The organism is Bacteroides sp. BFG-637 (assembly GCF_024793605.1).
GTDB lineage: Bacteria > Bacteroidota > Bacteroidia > Bacteroidales > Bacteroidaceae > Bacteroides > Bacteroides vicugnae.
Window position 1 is genome coordinate 3,865,411 of the sequence record NZ_JANUPD010000002.1, and the last position, 17,377, is coordinate 3,882,787.

The 17,377-nt window shown below is 41.4% G+C and carries 11 protein-coding genes and 1 pseudogene; 11 read left to right on the forward strand and 1 reads right to left on the reverse strand.

Annotated features, from left to right (window positions below):
• Window positions 1–9: 9 nt before the first annotated feature.
• The 8 genes from NXX38_RS14910 to NXX38_RS14945 all read left to right on the forward strand — a co-directional run bounded on the left by NXX38_RS14910 (window position 10) and on the right by NXX38_RS14945 (window position 9,482).
• Window positions 10–1,767, forward strand: coding sequence for an AraC family transcriptional regulator (locus NXX38_RS14910; RefSeq protein ID WP_258979974.1), 1,758 nt, complete (start codon window positions 10–12; stop codon window positions 1,765–1,767).
• 64 nt (window positions 1,768–1,831) lie between these two features.
• Entirely contained in the window at window positions 1,832–2,194 is a 363-nt protein-coding gene (locus tag NXX38_RS14915) for a DUF488 domain-containing protein (protein WP_148366362.1), read from the forward strand.
• An 84-nt stretch (window positions 2,195–2,278) separates the two neighbouring features.
• A complete protein-coding gene (locus NXX38_RS14920; RefSeq protein ID WP_148365930.1) occupies window positions 2,279–3,511 on the forward strand; it encodes a Cof-type HAD-IIB family hydrolase in 1,233 nt (410 codons plus the stop codon).
• Window positions 3,508–4,608 (forward strand): isochorismate synthase, encoded by a 1,101-nt coding sequence (locus tag NXX38_RS14925; RefSeq protein WP_148365932.1) that lies wholly within the window; start codon window positions 3,508–3,510, stop codon window positions 4,606–4,608. Before NXX38_RS14920 ends, NXX38_RS14925 begins: the two co-directional genes overlap by 4 nt.
• A 34-nt stretch (window positions 4,609–4,642) precedes the next feature.
• A complete protein-coding gene (gene menD, locus NXX38_RS14930; RefSeq protein ID WP_195649863.1) occupies window positions 4,643–6,310 on the forward strand; it encodes a 2-succinyl-5-enolpyruvyl-6-hydroxy-3-cyclohexene-1-carboxylic-acid synthase in 1,668 nt (555 codons plus the stop codon).
• A gap of 3 nt (window positions 6,311–6,313) precedes the next feature.
• Window positions 6,314–7,138 carry a 1,4-dihydroxy-2-naphthoyl-CoA synthase gene (gene menB / locus NXX38_RS14935; RefSeq protein WP_004310001.1) on the forward strand — a complete coding sequence of 275 codons (825 nt, stop codon included), beginning with the start codon at window positions 6,314–6,316 and terminating at the stop codon, window positions 7,136–7,138.
• A gap of 146 nt (window positions 7,139–7,284) precedes the next feature.
• Entirely contained in the window at window positions 7,285–8,313 is a 1,029-nt protein-coding gene (locus NXX38_RS14940) for an o-succinylbenzoate synthase (RefSeq protein ID WP_074638797.1), read from the forward strand.
• 32 nt (window positions 8,314–8,345) lie between these two features.
• Window positions 8,346–9,482: an AMP-binding protein gene (locus tag NXX38_RS14945; protein WP_258979980.1), complete on the forward strand. Its 1,137-nt coding sequence runs from the start codon at window positions 8,346–8,348 to the stop codon at window positions 9,480–9,482.
• Between the two features lie 583 nt (window positions 9,483–10,065).
• Here NXX38_RS14945 and NXX38_RS14950 read toward each other — a convergent pair.
• Window positions 10,066–10,629: an RNA polymerase sigma-70 factor gene (locus tag NXX38_RS14950; RefSeq protein WP_258979981.1), complete on the reverse strand. Its 564-nt coding sequence runs from the start codon at window positions 10,627–10,629 to the stop codon at window positions 10,066–10,068.
• Window positions 10,630–10,801: 172 nt separating this feature from the next.
• Between NXX38_RS14950 and NXX38_RS14955 the strand changes: the two genes are divergently transcribed.
• The 3 genes and pseudogenes from NXX38_RS14955 to NXX38_RS14965 all read left to right on the forward strand — a co-directional run bounded on the left by NXX38_RS14955 (window position 10,802) and on the right by NXX38_RS14965 (window position 17,354).
• Complete coding sequence (locus NXX38_RS14955; RefSeq protein WP_258979983.1) at window positions 10,802–12,793, forward strand: SUMF1/EgtB/PvdO family nonheme iron enzyme; 1,992 nt, start codon at window positions 10,802–10,804, stop codon at window positions 12,791–12,793.
• Between the two features lie 95 nt (window positions 12,794–12,888).
• Window positions 12,889–13,808 (forward strand): annotated as a pseudogene (locus tag NXX38_RS14960) (FecR family protein).
• Window positions 13,809–14,060: 252 nt separating this feature from the next.
• The gene (locus tag NXX38_RS14965; RefSeq protein ID WP_234132111.1) at window positions 14,061–17,354 is read left to right on the forward strand and encodes a SusC/RagA family TonB-linked outer membrane protein; all 3,294 of its coding nucleotides are present in this window, start codon (window positions 14,061–14,063) and stop codon (window positions 17,352–17,354) included.
• Window positions 17,355–17,377: the final 23 nt, after the last annotated feature.

Sequence of the window (17,377 nt, forward strand, 5' to 3'; positions counted from 1 at the left end):
AAGAGTTGTATGCGTTTTTTGGTATGTATTTTTGTGCTTCTATTTGTACACAATCAATTTTCGAGGGCTGATAAAATAATAAATAATGATTCTCTGTATACTGAAAAGTATATCAGAGATATTTATATTTCCAATCCAAAGCGTGCTTTACAATTATTGGACGAGGCAGAAAGCAGAAAAGCTTTCTCTATGCGTTTGATTAATGAATTACGTAGTTTGTCATATCGTAATATGTATATGAATAAACTAGCTTTTATGTATGCGCGGAAATCATACTTGCTTGATTCCATATCTCAAAGGGAACCGCAACACATGTTGAAAATGACAGTCTTTTTGTCTGAACTATCGTCTTTAATGAGTAAATATAATGAAAGCATGAGATATGCTCTCAATGGAATTAAACAGGCGCAAGAACTGAAGGATCGGGAGGCCGAAGCCAGACTGCTTTTTTGCATAGGAGAGAATAACTGGAGATTATCATTGAAAGATAAAGCGTACGATTATTTTGGTCGTGCTATTGAATTGCTGCGGGGATCAAAGGAGGTGAGAGAGATGATGTTGCTTTCTTATTATTATGGAGCGGAAATGGGATTCTTAATGAGTGATTCACGTGTCAAGGAAGCTTTGAATCTTGCCTATGAACGCGAAAAGCTTCTTAAGAAATTGGAGAAATTACCACAAGTCCCCGAAGGGTATGTGGATGGTCAGTATAGTTATTTGTATGCAAAATTGGCCTATATCTACTATGTAGAAAAACAGTATGCACAGGCTGAACGATATTATCAACAATATCTGACAATGAAGGATTCCCATACTCCGGACGGCAAGATGTATTCGATTCCTTATTTGATTCTTTCCAAACAGTATGAGAAAGTAATAGATAACTGTAAAGACTTTAAAGAATTGTTGAGGATGCAGCAAGATACCTTGAATGCTCAATATATTACTGTGCTTAATAAAGAAGTACAAGCTTATCTGGGGATGCACAATTATAAGGAAGCGGCAGCGATACGTGGGATTATTCTTGCTATAACGGATAGCATTAACAATAACGACAAGAGAAATGCCGCATTAGAACTGAATGCCATATACGGTGCTTCTGAAAAGGAAGAATATATTGCCGAACAGGCTTCTCAATTAAAAATAAGAAATATTTCGCTCTGTTTTTTGGCTTGTGTTGTGCTGCTTACCTTATTTATACTATGGCGTTTGTGGCATTTCAGCCATATAGTCAAGTATAAGAACAGAATGCTTGCCAGTCTCATAAACGAAAAATTCGCTAATAGAAAAGATGGTAATCAGTTATCGGAAGTGCACGAGCAGTTGACAATTTCATCGGATCTGGAACCGGAACAGGTTTCACCTGAAGAACAGGAAGAACTTTCGGATGAGACAGACAAGGAAAGTGGGGAAGAAGAAGAGAATCGGAAGATATTTCAGGAGCTGAATCATATTGTTGTTCAGAAGCAGTTATATCTTTCTTCCGAATTGTCGAGAGAAGATCTGGCTCAAATCGTACATCTGAACAACGCACGCTTTGCCCGGATGATAAGGGAATGTGCCGGAACCAATTTCAATGGATATATCAATGAACTGCGTATTAATTATGCGATCAAGCTGATGAAGAAGTATCCTAACTATACGATACGTGCCATAGCGGATGAGTCCGGATTTAATAGCACCCCGATCTTATATAATCTTTTTAAGAAGAAGACGGGGATGACTCCTTATGAATTTAAAAAAGCACAGGAAACATTGAGGAATTAAGCGGTTCCGTTAAACAATTTTCGATTTTTCCGGTTTATTTATCAGTAACTGAATATAAATGGAAATGATACAGGTAAGGATAAAACGGGTTTACGAAGATTTTTCAGAAACAGATGGATACAGGGTGCTGGTAGATAAATTATGGCCACGCGGAATAAAGAAAGAATGGTTGAAATACGATTATTGGGCAAAAGATATAACACCGTCCCCTATATTACGTAAATGGTTTCACGAAGATATTCCCGGACATTGGGACGATTTTGTGGTGCAGTATCAGAAAGAGCTGGACGCTTCTCCGGCAGTGGCTGATTTTCTAACTCTTATCAAGCCTCATCCTGTGGTTACTTTACTTTATGCTTCTAAAGAACCTGTGTACAATCATGCCCGAATCCTTCGCGATTATTTGGAAATGCATCTGAAAGAGTGAAATTAAAGTAATTTTTATCTGTTTACGCTTTCTGTCGTTCACTCAATTTCCTACCTTTGTCATCTAAATCAAAATCGTGTAATCATGAAGTATAAATTATTGGTTCTTGATGTAGACGGAACGCTCCTTAATGATGCGAAAGAAATTAGTAAACGTACATTGGCCGCTTTGTTGAAAGTTCAGCAGATGGGAGTACGTATCGTGCTGGCTTCCGGCAGACCGACTTATGGCTTGATGCCACTGGCCAAGATGCTCGAACTTGGAAACTATGGAGGTTTTATCCTTTCCTATAATGGTTGCCAGATTATCAGTGCGCAAAACGGTGAAATATTGTTTGAGCGTCGGATTAATCCCGAAATGTTGCCGTATCTGGAAAAGAAAGCCCGTAAAAACGGTTTTGCCATATTCACTTATCATGATGATACGATCATAACGGATTCTCCTGAAAATGTACATATCCAAAATGAAGCCCGGTTGAATAACCTGCAAATAATCAAGGAAGAAGAATTTTCTGCAGCCGTTGACTTTGCTCCTTGCAAATGTATGCTGGTCAGTGACGACGAAGAAGCATTGATCGGTTTGGAAGATCACTGGAAGAGAAGACTGAACGGAGCGTTGGATGTATTCCGTTCGGAACCTTATTTTCTGGAAGTCGTTCCCTGCTCCATTGATAAAGCCAATTCTTTGGGGGCTTTGCTGGAAGTCTTAAATATGAAGCGTGAGGAAGTGATTGCTATTGGCGACGGCGTGTGTGATGTGACCATGATTCAATTGGCAGGATTGGGTGTAGCTATGGGACATTCACAGGACTCGGTGAAAGCCTGTGCCGATTATGTGACAGCTTCGAATGAGGAAGACGGGGTGGCTGTTGCAGTGGAGAAAGCGATCCTTTCTGAAGTGCGTGCGGCCGAAATCCCCCTTGACCAACTGAATGCGCAGGCACGCCACGCGTTAATGGGAAACTTGGGAATTCAATACACATATGCCGATGAAGACCGTGTGGAAGCGACGATGCCGGTAGATCATCGTACCCGTCAGCCTTTTGGTATTTTACATGGTGGAGCTACTCTTGCGTTGGCAGAAACAGTTGCCGGACTCGGTTCGATGATCCTTTGCCAGCCGGACGAAATTGTAGTAGGAATGCAGGTCAGCGGAAATCATATATCTTCTGCGCATGAAGGAGATACGGTACGTGCAGTAGGGACAGTTGTACATAAAGGACGTTCATCCCATGTGTGGAATGTAGACGTGTTTACTTCAACCAATAAACTGGTGTCTTCCATACGGGTAGTCAACAGTGTGATGAAAAAGAGATGACCGACGAAGAAATAAGTAACTTGACAACTATTGATGCATTTATTCAGCGGAAGCAGCCATTTGCTGTTTACCGTATTCCCGGGGAGAAAGTTCCCCGTCTGTTGACACAGGCGGAAGGAGAGGTACGTCTGATATACGATCTGAAAGAACTGAATGGACAGAGAGGATTTGTCATCGCTCCGTTTCAGGTGAGTGAGAGGTGTCCGGTTGTGTTGATTCAACCCGATCAGTGGGGGCAGCCTTTACTGGTTGATGATGATACGGAAGAAGACCGCAAGGTCGCTTTGCGGATGCAAGGACAAGAATCATTCCTGACTTCTTTCACGGAGGAATATGCAGCGTGCTTTCATACCTTTATCAATGCTTTACGCGATAAGGCTTTTGATAAATTAGTGCTTTCCCGTCATCTTACTATTGATAAAGTAGCAGACTTTTCTCCTTCGTCCATTTTTCGTGCGGCTTGCAAGCGTTATATTCATTCCTATATATATTTATGCTACACTCCCCAAACGGGTATTTGGCTGGGAAGTACTCCCGAAATCATTTTATCAGGTGAGAAAGATGAATGGAATACAGTTGCGCTAGCCGGAACGCAGCCTTTGCAAGATGGCAGGCTGCCGCAGGTATGGGATGAAAAGAACCGGAAAGAACAGGATTATGTAGCCTCTTACATTCGCCGCCAGCTTCTTTCATTGGGCATCCATTCTACGGAAAACGGGCCTTATCCGGCTTATGCCGGTGCCTTGTCTCATTTAAAGACAGATTTCCGCTTCTCATTGAAAGATAATAAAGGTTTGGGCGATCTTCTGAAAGTATTGCATCCGACGCCTGCCGTATGCGGTCTGCCAAAGGAAGAAGCCTATCGGTTTATATTGCAGAACGAAGGTTACGACCGGCGCTATTATTCCGGCTTTATCGGATGGCTGGATCCGGAAGGGAGAACTGACATCTACGTGAATCTGCGCTGTATGCATATCGAGGACAAACACCTCACTCTTTATGCCGGCGGCGGATTATTGGCCTCTTCGGAATTGAATGATGAATGGCTGGAAACGGAAAAGAAGTTGCAAACCATCAAACGGCTTATAACCCATTAATCATTAATCACTAATTCACTAATCATTAACCGTCATGTATACAGACAAGAAGAACATACTCCAGTTGGTTGCGTTGCTCGAGGCGCATGGGATTACCAAAGTTGTGTTGTGTCCGGGTAGCCGTAACACGCCCATCGTGCATACTTTGTCTAACCACCCGAATTTTACCTGTTATCCGGTGACTGATGAACGGAGTGCCGGTTATTTTGCCATTGGTCTTGCGTTGAATGGTGGTAAGCCTGCTGCTGTCTGCTGCACTTCCGGTACAGCGTTATTAAACCTTCATCCGGCTGTGGCGGAAGCATTTTACCAGAATGTTCCTTTAGTCGTCATTTCTGCAGACCGTCCCGCTGCCTGGATCGGACAGATGGATGGACAGACCGTTCCGCAACCAGACGTATTTCGGACGTTGGTCAAGAAATCGGTGAACCTTCCGGAGATTCACACGGAAGAAGATGAGTGGTATTGCAATCGTCTGGTGAATGAGGCTTTGCTGGAGATGACCCATCATGGGAAAGGTCCGGTACATATCAATGTACCTGTTTCCGAACCGCTGTTTCAGTTTACGGCCGATTCACTACCCGCAGTGCGTGTCATTACCCGTTATCAGGGATTGAATGTCTACGACCGTGATTATAACGATTTGATCGACCGGATGAATAAATATCAGAAGCGTATGATTATCATCGGTCAGATGAATCTTATCTATCTGTTTGAGAAAAGATATATCAAGTTATTATATAAACATTTTGCCTGGTTGACAGAACATATCGGCAACCAGACAGTTCCCGGTATTCCGGTGAAGAATTTTGATGCGGCGCTTTATGCCATGCCCGAAGAGAAGGTAGGTCAGATGGTTCCCGAATTGCTGATTACTTATGGTGGACACGTGGTTTCCAAACGGTTGAAGAAGTTCCTTCGCCAGCATCCGCCTAAAGAACATTGGCACGTATCGCCGGACGGTGAGGTGGTCGATTTGTACGGCTCATTAACTACGGTAATCGAGATGGATCCGTTCGAGTTTTTGGAGAAGATTGCCAGTCTGCTGGATAACCGGACTCCTGAATATCCACGTGTATGGGAGAATTATTGCAAGATTATCCCCGAACCGGATTTTGCTTATTCGGAGATGTCGGCTGTCGGTGCGTTGCTGAAAGCCTTGCCGGAGTCGTGCGCCTTGCATCTGGCAAACAGTTCGGTGGTTCGCTATGCGCAGTTGTATTCGATCCCTTCCACGATTGAGGTCTGTTGCAATCGGGGAACAAGTGGCATTGAAGGTTCACTGTCTACGGCAGTCGGCTATGCGGCAGCTTCCGATAAACTGAATTTTATAGCTATCGGAGATTTAAGTTTCTTCTATGATATGAATGCGTTGTGGAATATCAACGTCCGTTCTAACTTGCGTATCCTTTTATTAAATAACGGAGGAGGAGAGATTTTCCATACTTTACCGGGATTGGATATGTCGGGAACCTCACATAAATTTATTGCAGCAGTCCATAAAACGTCGGCCAAAGGCTGGGCGGAGGAACGTGGCTTCCTCTATCTGCAAGCACAAAATGATGAAGAACTGGCTGAAGCGATGAAAACTTTCACCCAACCGGAGGCTATGGAACAGCCAGTGCTGCTGGAAGTGTTTACCAACAAAAACAAGGATGCGCGTATGTTGAAGAATTATTATCATCAATTAAAACAAAAATAGATTATGTCAACACAAAGAGAGTGGACAACCATCAGAGAATACGACGATATTCTTTTTGATTATTATAATGGAATTGCCCGCATCACAATCAACCGTGAACGTTATCGGAATGCATTTACCCCGACTACTACCGCCGAAATGAGTGATGCATTGCGTATTTGCCGTGAAGAAGCGGATATTGACGTGATTGTGATTACCGGAGCCGGAGATAAGGCATTCTGTTCGGGAGGCGACCAAAATGTGAAAGGACGTGGCGGATATATCGGGAAAGACGGTGTGCCTCGTTTGAGCGTACTGGATGTACAGAAGCAGATTCGTAGCATCCCGAAACCTGTGATTGCCGCCGTGAACGGCTTTGCCATTGGTGGCGGACATGTACTTCACGTAGTATGTGATTTATCCATTGCTTCGGAAAATGCCATCTTCGGTCAGACTGGTCCTCGTGTGGGCAGCTTTGATGCCGGATTCGGTGCGTCTTATCTGGCACGTGTGGTAGGCCAAAAGAAAGCACGTGAAATTTGGTTCCTCTGCCGGAAATACAATGCGCAGGAAGCACTGGACATGGGATTAGTGAATAAGGTGGTCCCCTTGGAACAGTTGGAAGATGAATATGTGCAGTGGGCGGAAGAAATGATGTTGCTTAGTCCGTTGGCTTTGCGCATGATTAAAGCGGGATTGAATGCCGAACTGGATGGCCAGGCAGGTATTCAGGAACTCGCGGGCGATGCAACGTTGCTCTATTACCTGACGGATGAAGCACAGGAAGGAAAGAATGCATTTCTGGAGAAACGTAAACCGAACTTCAAACAATATCCGAAATTCCCTTAAACCGATTTCACTACAGAGTAACACAGAGTTTATTTTTTCTGCAAAGCAGAACTGTAAGAGGGCTGCAGGAGAACTGCAAGAGATCTGATTACTAAAACTTCGTGGGGCTCTATGTTACTCTGTGGTGAATAGAGAATTTATTCACAATGAACTGTAAAATAGAAATCATTCCCCGGTTGCTTCATTTCAAGCAACCGGCAGGGACTTCCCGGGGAACATATACTACGCGTAAAGTCTGGTATCTTCATTTCACCTCTCCAGACTTTCCGGGCAGAGTGGGAATAGGAGAGTGTGCACCTTTGCCCGCTTTGAGTTGCGATGATCTTCCTGATTACGAAGATATATTAATGAAAGTTTGCCGGCAAGTGGAGAGAGAACAAGGAATATTGGATATGGATGGTTTGTGCGACTATCCTTCCATTTTATTTGGTCTGGAAACGGCCATCCGGCATTTCTTTGCAGGAAATTGGGCTTTATGTGATACGGCTTTCTCACGTGGAGAGACGGGGATTCCCATCAACGGTCTTATCTGGATGGGAGATTATGATTGTATGTTATCCCAGATTGAGAAAAAGATGGAAGCCGGATTCCGTTGTATCAAACTAAAGATTGGTGCTATCAACTTTGAAGAAGAGTTGGCATTGCTACGTTATATCCGTTCACATTTCTCCTCTAAGGAAATAGAGTTGCGTGTAGATGCGAATGGTGCTTTTTCTCCGGTTGATGCCATGGAAAAGCTGAAGCGTCTGTCCGAACTTGATCTGCACTCTATCGAACAGCCGATCCGTGCCGGACAATGGGAGGAAATGGCACGCCTTACTTCCGCATCTCCATTACCGATAGCTTTGGATGAAGAATTGATAGGGTACAACACGTTGGAAAGAAAACAAGAACTGCTTTCAACCATCCGTCCGCAATATATTGTTATTAAACCTTCCCTTCACGGAGGAATGTGCGGAGGGGACGAATGGATTACCGAAGCTGAAAAGCGACATATCGGCTGGTGGGTCACTTCCGCTCTGGAATCAAACATCGGTTTGAACGCTATTGCACAGTGGTGTGCAACATTCAATAATCCGTTGCCACAGGGATTGGGGACAGGATTGCTTTTTACGGATAATGTGGAAGTGCCCCTTGAAATAAGAAAAGATTGCTTGTGGTTTTGCAAAGGATAATATTTAAAGGATGATATTTAAAGGATATTGTGATGATATTCAACCGACAACAACAATGTCTGTTACTGGACGGAAAAGAATACACTTCTGAAGATATACGTCAATTGATAGCAGGAGGAGCGGAAGCTCATTCTCCTGCTTATTGGGATTTATATCTTTTCCTGAACGAATGGTTTAATGATTCTCCGGTCATTACGGTTCATACATCAGGCTCTACGGGTACACCTAAAGAACTGATGGTACGTAAGGACCGGATGATGCAAAGTGCGCGCCTGACCTGTGAGTTTCTGAATTTGAAGAAAGGTGAGTCGGCATTATTATGTATGAACCTTCGTTATATCGGTGCCATGATGGTAGTGGTACGTTCTTTGGTCGCAGGTTTGAACCTGCTTGTTCGTCCCGCTTCCGGTCATCCAATGGCCGATATAAAAGAATCTTTGAGATTTGTTGCAATGGTTCCATTGCAAGTTTATAACACATTGCAGGTTCCCGAAGAAAAAGAGCGATTAAAACAAACGGATATTCTGATTATAGGAGGCGGAGCCGTCGATGAGGCTCTGGAAACGGAGATCAAACATCTTCCGACGGCGGTTTACTCCACTTATGGCATGACCGAAACCTTGTCGCATATTGCCCTTCGTCGTTTGAATGGAGCATCGGCTTCAGAACATTATTATCCATTTCCTTCAGTAAAATTGTCTTTATCCGCAGAGAATACATTAGTCATCGATGCTCCTTTGGTATGTGACGAAACATTGCAGACCAATGACATTGCACGTATCTATCCCGATGGAAGTTTTATGATTCTGGGGCGAAAAGATAATGTAATCAATAGCGGAGGGATTAAGATTCAGGCGGAAGAGTTGGAGAAGTTGCTCCGGCCGTTTATTCCTGTGCCATTTGTCATCACTTCTGTTCCCGACCCGCGTTTAGGGCAGGCTGTGACTTTGTTGATAGTGGGACAATTGGACACAAGAGAGATAGAAAATAAGTTGCAGACAACATTGGAACCATATTATCGTCCCAAACATATTTTTATTACAGAATCTATTCCACAGACGGAAAACGGTAAAATAGATCGTGTCGGATGTCGCGCTTTGGCAGCATCATACCTTTCCCATTCGCATCAGTTCCCATCCATAGAACTACATGATGATGCAATAATGTAGTTGAGGTTTCCGGTAAAACTAGTGAACTTGTAAAATAAGGAGGTGTCGCATTTACAACTTGAATTCAGCCTCCCATAAATGATTTGGCAATTCTATTTCTCATATTCTCATGAATATAAGTCAACCTGTTGAAACATAATGTAATAGAATATGAGAAATACTTTTAAAAGTTGGCATTTCTCATACTTTTCCTGTGATTTATCCCTAAAAATAGGCATTTCTCATACTCATTCTCGTTATTTCTCATAGCAGTTGTATAACAATCTACTGCTATTTTACGCCTGAATCATTAATAGCAAAGTTATTCTTCATTATAAATAAACTTGTTTGGGGTTAATAGTAAACTTGTTTTTCACCTATTATAAACTATAATTGCAAGCTTTGATTATATAATTGCAAGTTTCATTTTTATAAATGAAACCTTTGATTATAAAAACGAAGCTTGCATTTATAGTTTATGATTAGTCGAAAGCAGCTTTATATATAAAGGATTGGAAGTTTGCTATTAGGCAATAACAACTTTACTATTAATACTTTCCGGATGGACAAGTAATAGTTTGTATGTGTTGATAAGAAGTGGCTGTTATGCGCGATGGAATAACAAAAGTAACAATGGCAGATAGTCTTTCAGTTCATTGCGCAAAAGTTCCATTGTCTTTTGCTTGTAACGGTTGATAGATTTCACACAGAGATTCATCTCTTCTGCAATTTCTACATGCGTTTTGCCTTCAAAGAAGCTTTTTATAAATACTGTACGGTAGTTCTCCGGAAGTTTGTCCAATGTTTCATACAACATTCTGTACAGTTCGTCAAGAGTATATACACTATCCGGTTCTGTTTCATAGACAGGAGCTTTTTTCTGTATATTTTCCGCATAGCTCCATTCATATTCCTGATGTTTCAGGAAATTCAGGCAGCTATTTTTTACGCACATTTTGATGTAAGCTAATGCAGTGTTCGATTGAAGATCAAAAGAATCAGTATCCAGTTTATCCCATAATGAGGTGAATACATCCGAAACGATGTCTTCACGTGTTTCTTTATCATCAACAAACCTTTTTGCATACAAACAAAATGGGGCGTAATACTCCTCATAAAGTTGTTTGAAAGCCCGTTCTTTAGTCTGTTTGGAAAAAGATATTTTCATTATTTTGAGGTTCTGTAGTTTTTCATTTTGCTGCAAATATATAATAAGATAATTATCAAAGCCTAATTTTCGATTCTTTTTTTGCTTTCAACTCTAATGAATAAAAAATAATCGGATGAGACTGTCCTTTTGTATATAGGATAATTGTATTATATATAAACAGGATTAAAATATGAAAAACAAGTTTTTTTTATTGGCTATAACCTTTTGTTTGCCAATACATTCTCAAGAAGTTTCCAAGTCTTTTATTCCGATGACTGAAATACCTGCCGGAAGTTTTTATATGGGAAGTGACGGATTAGGCGAAAATTTTGATGAGGCTCCTATCCATCAGGTAGTAATCTCTCGCCCGTTTCGTATGGGAATCACTGAAATAACGAATGCGCAATATGAATCATTCCGTCCGGAACATCGGGCATTACGAGGAAAAAACGGTGTTTCGCTGGGAGATGATGAAGCTGTTGTCAATGTGAGTTATTCCGATGCTGTTGCCTTTTGTGAATGGCTTAGCCGGAAAGAAGGCAAAAACTATCGTTTGCCAACAGAAGCAGAATGGGAATATGCTTGCCGGGCAGGCACATACACACTATTTTCTACAGGAGACGGGTTACCTGCAGTTTATCATCGGAATCAAAAAGTGGTTCGTGATTTTGATCCGGTATCTTTAAAAGTTGCCCAGACTCCTCCTAATACATTCGGGCTTTATGATATGCATGGAAATGTGGAAGAATGGTGCTTGGATTGGTATGCTCCTTATTCCGCAGAAAAGCAGAAAGACCCGGCAGGACCATTGGCAGGAGAGTTTCGGGTCACTAGAGGAGGGAGTCATCACACCCCGGAGAAATACTTGCGAAGTGCCAATCGGCTGGCTATGCTCCCGGAAGATAAACATTCCCAAACCGGATTTAGAATTGTGGAAGCAGATACTCGTTTGAATGTATCAGGGACATTTGTTCCTGTCCCGTTCAATCAGAAATCTGTAGAAAATACATCTATAAAATGGAAGAAAGTATCTGCTATCACACCGATGTTTTTGCCTCCGATACCATTTGTGGTACGTCCGGCATGTGATTCGAATACCCCATTTTATCTGCATAATCATCAGCCTGCAGTTACGTGGTGTGATAATGGAGATTTGTTGGCAATATGGTTTTCTGCAAATGAAGAGAATGGGAGAGGGATGGTAGTACTCGGTTCCCGCTTGCGTGCCGGGCATACTGATTGGGATGTGGCTTCTTTATTCTTTAAAGTTCCGGATCGGAATATGACAGGAAGTGCTTTGCTCAATGACGGGAAAGGAAAATTGTATCATATCAATGGAGTGGAAGCATCGGGAGACTGGCAGAATCTCGCAATGGTACTACGTACCAGTACAGATAACGGTGCTTCATGGAGCACTCCTAAACTGATAGCTCCCGAACATACCAAACGTCATCAGGTTATAGCTGGTACGATTCGCACACGTGAGGGATGGCTGGTTCAAGCCTGTGATGCGGGTCCTGGCAGTCATGATGGGGCAGCTGTTCAAATCAGTAAAGATGGAGGAAAAACATGGTGCGATCCTTGGGATGGCGCTCCTTTGCCGGATTTCAAAGAAGGAGGAACGGGAAGTACAATCGCAGGTATCCATGCGGGAATTGTACAATTAGGAAACGGAAGTTTGATGGCTATGGGGCGTGGTAATAGCATACGGAATAAAGAAGGAAAGCTCCGAATGCCAATGAGCATATCAGATGATATGGGAAAGAACTGGAAATATGGAGCAAGCGAACTCCCTCCTATTGACGGAGGTCAGCGTCTTGTTTTAATGCGACTGAATGAAGGCCCTTTGCTATTGGTTTCTTTCACAGACCATCCGCAACGTACGCCTTTGGAAGAACGTGGTCTGGAATTTAAGGATAAAAATGGAAATGTGAAGAAAGGATATGGCATGTACGCGGCTCTTTCCTACGATGAGGGAAAAACATGGCCAGTAAGAAAACTACTGACGGACGGTGAATATCGCTTTTTAAACGGTGGAGCATGGACGGGATATTTCGAAATGGATGAAAATCATGCTGAACCACGTGGTTATCTTGCAGGAATACAAACTCCTGATAATGTGGTTCATATCCTTAGTAGCCGATTGCATTACCGCTTCAATTTGGCATGGCTCGAAAAATAAAATAAAAAAAAGTTTGTATTTGCTGTCCTTTTCCAATTGCTTCAGTTGTATTATAAATGTAATTACAATTAAAAGATAAGATTTTGAAAGAAAATATGGAAAATATGAGTCCGGAATCATTGCTCCGTAAAGCACAAGCATTGGGAGATGATATTAAAGAAATGGAATCCATTAATGTATTGGGTGCCTATTATCAAGCACAAGCCAAAATAAAAACTAATAGAAGAAAGAACATGTATAATCAATTGATGCGTTATGCAGCATTTCTGACTATACCTTTATTTCTCTCTTCTCTGATTTTGGGATATTTATATTTTAGTGGAACAGAAACTGACGAGAAATATGCAGAGGTGGTAACCGCTACCGGTTCTGTCATACGTTATGAACTTCCGGATCATTCTGTAGTATGGTTGAATGCAGGTAGTACATTGCGTTATCCTACCACTTTCAAGAAAGACAACCGGTTAGTAGAGTTGAAAGGTGAAGCATATTTCGAAGTGCAGGCAGATAAAGAGCGTCCTTTTTATGTAAACACTCCGAATGGTTTGAGCGTATATGTTTATGGTACCCAATTTAATGTAGCTGCTTATGAGGATGATAATTATATAGAAACAGTATTGGAAAAGGGTAAAGTAAATGTGATAACCCCTAATCAGGAAACAATTGTATTGGCTCCTGGAGAACAGTTGCTTTACGATAAACAGAGTCAAAAGTCGAAAAAAATAAAGTGGATGTTTATGGAAAGATAGCTTGGAAAGATGGAAAACTAATTTTCAGAAATGCTTCATTAGAAGAAATCCTGAAGCGTTTGGAACGACACTTCAATGTCGAAATTCAGTTTAACAATAGGTCTGGAAAAGAATATAAATACCGGGCTACTTTCCGGACTGAAACTCTGTCGCAGATATTGGATTATCTGGCCAGGTCCGCCGATTTAAAATGGAAAATTGAAGAACCGCAACAGCAGGCTGATGATACATTATCAAAGACTAAAATTAGAGTAGATTTATATTAGAGTAGTAACCCTTAAAATAAAAGCCCATGGAATAACACTAGAGAATAAAAAGAAAGGAAGAAAGCTGCTACCAACAGCTGTCTTCCTCCGAATTTTCCAGATTCACGGCACAAGGTCTCGTAAACACTAGCCGGAATCAAACCATAGTTCATTTAGTAATAAACTTTAGTTAGCCACAAATGTATGAAAAAAAATCATTCATTTACAGCATTATGTCCTAAATATGCTTTAAATCTAAAACTTCCTTTAGTTATGAGGATTAGTCTAGCACTACTTTTCGCAGTAGTATTACAACTTTCTGCCGAAGATGGCTATGCCCAGCGAACGCGGGTTGCCATTTCAATGAACAATGTATCTGTAGAACAGGTACTGAATAAAATAGAGGAGACGTCCGACTATGTTTTCCTTTATAATGATAAAACAATTCAGAAGAACCGTATTGTTTCTGTGAGAAACAATTCAGGTAAGATCCTGGATATTCTTGATGAGGTGTTTAAAGGAACCAACGTTACTTATACAGTAGTTGATAAGCAGATTATCTTGTCTACCACTAAATTAAATGTAACAGAGCAAGATCCGATTATTCAAGTAAAAGGTACAGTGAAAGATACAAAAGGAGAACCTTTGATCGGAGTGAATGTGAAAGTAAAAGGAACAACTACCGGTGCTATTACAGATTTCGACGGAAACTTTCAGATTCAAGCTAAAAAGGGGGCGGTATTGGAGATCTCTTATATTGGATATGCTTCTCAAGAGGTGAAGGTTACAGATAATAAATCGCTTTCTATCGTGATGACGGAAGATACAAAAGTTTTGAATGAGGTTGTTGTAACGGCTTTGGGTATTAAACGCGAAACCAAGTCTTTGACATACAATGTGCAGCAGATTAGCGGTGACGAAGTGGCAAAGGCGAAAGATATGAATGTGATGAGCAGTCTTGCCGGTAAAGTGGCAGGTGTGAATATCAATGCAAGTTCATCCGGTATTGGAGGTGGTGCCCGTGTGGTAATGCGTGGTACGAAGTCTATATCCGGTAATAACAACGCTCTATATGTAGTAGATGGAGTTCCTTTGGCTAATATATCTGGTGAACAACCCGACGATCAGTATACGGGTGCCGGACAATCCGGTGACGGATTGGCTAACTTCAACGCTGATGATATAGAATCAATTTCAGTACTTAGCGGATCGGCCGCCGCTGCACTATACGGTTCGGCTGCTGCCAATGGTGTGGTACTTATCACAACGAAGAAAGGGGCTGTGGATAAAACCAGATTGACATACAGTAATAATTCAACCTTCTATTCACCATTCCGATTGCCGGAATTCCAGAATACGTATGGTTCGGAAACAGGAGAGTGGTATAGTTGGGCATCTAAATTGTCATCTCCTACCGATTATGAAGTCAAAGATTTTTTCCAGACAGGTTACAATGTAGCGAACACTGTAAGTCTGACTACAGGGACACAAAAAAATCAAACCTATGTATCCGTAGGTGCCGTAAATGCACGGGGTATCATTCAGAATAATGACTTGGACAGATATAATTTCTCTGTTCGTAACACTACCTCTATGCTGAATGATAAACTGACGATGGATTTAAGTTTTATGTATTCTAATGTAAAGGAACAGAATATGTTGTCGCAGGGAGAGTATGCAAATCCATTGGTTCCCGTTTATTTATTTCCGCGCGGTGATGATTTCTCAAAATATCAGTATTATGAACGATATGATGTAGACCGTAACATAAAAACACAGTTCTGGCCATTGAAAGAAAATGGATTATCCATGCAGAATCCTTACTGGATTACGAACCGGAATATGTATACCAACAAGAAAGACCGTTTTCTGGCAAGCGGTTCACTAAAATATACGATAACAGATTGGTTGAATGTTTCCGGACGCGTGAAGCTGGATAAGGAAACAATCAACTCGGAAAAGAAAATGTATGCTTCTACTTTGAATGTGATTGCTGAAAACTCGGATAAAGGAGCATACGTGCAATCGAACAAAAATACCAGTCAGATATATGCCGATGCCATGTTGAATATTAATAAATATTTCTATCACGATACATGGAATCTGACAGCATCTTTAGGTGCCAGTTTATTGGACCTGGATTACAAGGAGCTGAATTTTGGAGGGGGATTGCTGACCATTCCTAATCTGTTTACTTCTAACAATGCGAACGTTTCCGGTAAATTAACCTATAAAAATACGAACTATCACGATCGTACCAATTCTTTATTCGGAACATTCTCATTAGGATATAGGGGCATGGTTTATGTAGACGGCTCGTTGCGTAATGACTGGATATCAGCTTTGGCAGGAACAAACCATTCTTCCATATTATATCCTTCTATCGGTGCTTCAGCGATTCTGACTAATATGTTTACAATGAAATCCAATATCCTTTCTTATGCAAAGGTCCGCCTTTCGTATAGCGAAGTAGGTAATGCACCGGAAAGATTCAGGGCTATCACTACTTATGCGGTGTTGGGAGGGCTGAATACCACTTCTTATTTTCCGATAAAAGACCTTAAACCGGAGAGGACTCATTCATGGGAAGGAGGATTTAATTTAGGTCTGTTTGATAATAAACTGACACTGGACGTGACAGCTTATAAGACATATACGGAGAATCAGCTTTTCAGTCCGGAAATTTCTACAACAACCGGATATTCTAAATTATATGTAAATGCAGGTAAAGTAACAAATAAAGGAATTGAGTTAGCTCTTGGATTTAAACAGAATATAGGGCCTGTAGATTGGAAAACGACTTTACTATGGTCGCTTAACAGAAATCGCATAGACCAATTGCTCCCTGAATATACAAATGAAGAGTTGGGAGTGACAGTACATTTGGATGAAATGGATGTTTATTCATTAGGGGGTGCCAAACAACGGCTAACCGTAGGTGGCTCTATGGGAGATGTGTATGTTAATACAATGAGAACTGACGAGCATGGATATATCTGGATGAATTCAATGACAGGTGTCTTGGAAACTGATAAGAATAATTATGTCTATGCCGGTAATACCAATCCGAAATATACTCTTAGTTGGAGAAATGAATTTAACTGGAAAGGAATCAGCCTCGGATTTATGTTGAATGCCCGTGTAGGTGGTATCGGAGTTTCTGCCACTCAAGCAGTGATGGATTATTATGGAGTGTCTAAGACATCGGCAGAGGCACGGGATAATGGGGGAGTGAAAATAAACGGCCAGATGATTGATGCCCAGACATGGTATCAGACTATCGGAGCTAATGGAACAGGTTATGTAGGCTCTATGTATGTATATAGTATGACTAATGTTCGTTTGGGAGAATTGACTTTGGGCTATGATGTTCCGATCAATAAATGGTGTAAATGGATTTCAGGGTTGAATGTATCCTTTGTAGGGCGGAATTTATGGATGCTGTATTGTAAGGCGCCATTTGATCCGGAATCTACTGCAAGCACCGGTACTTATAATCAGGGTATGGACTATTTCATGCAACCGAGTTTGAGATCGATGGGATTTTCTGCAAAGATTTCTTTCTAATTGGATAACCTTTAAAAAAAATA